Origin of the sequence: Synechococcus sp. OH2 (genome assembly GCF_047462155.1) — a bacterium.
Taxonomy (GTDB): Bacteria; Cyanobacteriota; Cyanobacteriia; order Thermostichales; family Thermostichaceae; genus Thermostichus.
Map to the genome: position 1 here is coordinate 4,665 of NZ_JANSIR010000071.1, position 1,985 is coordinate 6,649.

General features: G+C 62.2%; 1 protein-coding gene. It reads right to left on the reverse strand.

The features are described from left to right. Positions 1–17 precede the first annotated feature (17 nt). Positions 18–1,985, reverse strand: a 1,968-nt coding sequence (locus NW835_RS06155; RefSeq protein ID WP_414414803.1) for a thioredoxin domain-containing protein, incomplete at its 5' end; no start/stop codon positions are given.

Genomic DNA, 1,985 nt, shown 5'->3' on the forward strand with positions numbered 1-1,985 from the left:
AGAAGGCTGAACCGCTGTCAGTAGGCCCGGTTCTGGCCCTTGCTAATCTGGGACTGGATTTGTTCCAGCGAGCTGGCCGGAGCCAGACACTTGCTGCCCCAGCACACCAAGCCTAGCGCCCCTTCTGGCAGCGGCTCCGCTTCCGTGGGCAGGGCGAAGACAGTGGTGGGCCAAGAGCGCTGCTGCAGCGCAGCAATGTGCTCGGCCTCTAGGGTTGCTTTCACCCAGTTGCTGTACCAATCCAAGCCGGCAAAGAGGCTGGGGCAGGTGCGCGGCTGGGTGCTCATGACATGGGCAAAGGTTTTCAGGGCCTGCTCTGCCCGCTCCAAGTAGTCCAGATCTCCGGTGATGGCAGCCAGGCGCACCAGGTTGGCGATAGCCACCCCATTGGCCGCGGGCGTGGCGTTGTCCTGAAATTCTTTCTCCCGCACCAACAGTTCAGGGGCGCTTTGGGCGTCGCTGACAAAGTACCCCCCTCTGGCCTCATCCCACAGTCGTGTGTCCATCTCCTGCTGCAGCCGAATGGCGGCCTCCAGCCAGTCCTGGGAGCTGGGATCCCCCCCCAGCGGCAGGCAGGTCTGGTGCAGATCCAACAGGGCCTTGATCAGCAGGGCGTAATCTTCCGATTGGGCAGGTACCTGGGCTGTGCCATCGTAGTTCAACCGCAGCAGGGATCCCGTCTGGGCGTGGCGCTGCTGGCTGAGGATGAATTGGGCAGCCCGCAGGGCCAACTGCAGATAATCCTCGTCGCCAAACACCTGGTAGGCCCGCGCCAGTCCAGAGATCATCAGGCCGTTCCAGGAGACGATCATCTTGGTATCAGTGACGGGCGGAATGCGTCCTGGCCAGGATTGCTGGCGGGCCGAGCGGGCATCTACCGCAGGTGGGAAGGGAGTTCTCCGCTCTGTGGAGCCGTAGCGGGCTTGAAACAGATGGGTGGTCAAGGCGGTCTCTACTTCCGGCGGCAGTTCCCCCCCCTGTTTGCGCTGCAAGACGATGCAGCCGGGCCGATCGGGGAAATTGGGCGACAAGAAAAAAGCCTGCTGCAGGGCGCGGAAGGTTGCTTCATCCAGCAGATCCTGCAGCTCCTGCCAGCGCCAAACGTAGAACTCGCCCTCCTCCGGCTCGTCGTCCTCCGCCCGGGCAAAGCTGTCGGCATCCTGGGCAGCGTAGAAATATCCGGCAGGGGCAGTCATCTCCCGCGCCACCCATTCCACCGTCAGGCGCACCGCCCGCTCGATAGCTGGATCCTGGATCCCGTGGGCCCACAGCTCAGAGAGAAACTCCAAGATCTGCCCGTTGTCGTAGAGCATTTTTTCAAAGTGGGGCACCGTCCAGGTGGGATCCACGGTGTAGCGGTGAAACCCGCCGGCCACATGGTCGAAGATCCCTCCCAACACCAAGGCCATCCCTCGCTCCTTGGCCCGTTCCAGCGCCGTTGGCGAGCCAGGGATCCCTTCCGGTGGGTCGAAGCGAGCTGAGCGCAACACCAACTGGGCGTAGGGCATCATGGGGAACTGCTGCACCGCTCCGGCGTTGCTCAGCAAAGGTTGGATTTTGGGGATCCCGGAGCGCAACAGATCAGGGGGAATATGGTCTTCCGGCACCAGGTCACTGAGGGTGGTCAGGGCCGCCAAGATTTGGCCCTTCATGGTCTCGATTTTGTCTTTTTCCTGGCGGTAAAACTGGAGGATGCGCTGCAGTACGGTCAGAAACCCCGGGCGGCCAAAGCGGGGCTCCACCGGAAAATAGGTGCCCGCATAGAACGGCACCAGGTCCTCGGGCGTGAGGAAGACATTGAGGGGCCACCCCCCCTGCCCACTCATGAGCTGCAGCGCCTGCATGTAGATGCTGTCTAGATCAGGCCGCTCCTCGCGATCCACCTTGATGGGCAAAAAATGGGCATTGAGGAAGGCGGCGATCTCCGGGTTGGAAAAAGCCTCCCCCTCCATGACGGTGCACCAATGGCAACTGGAATAGCCGAT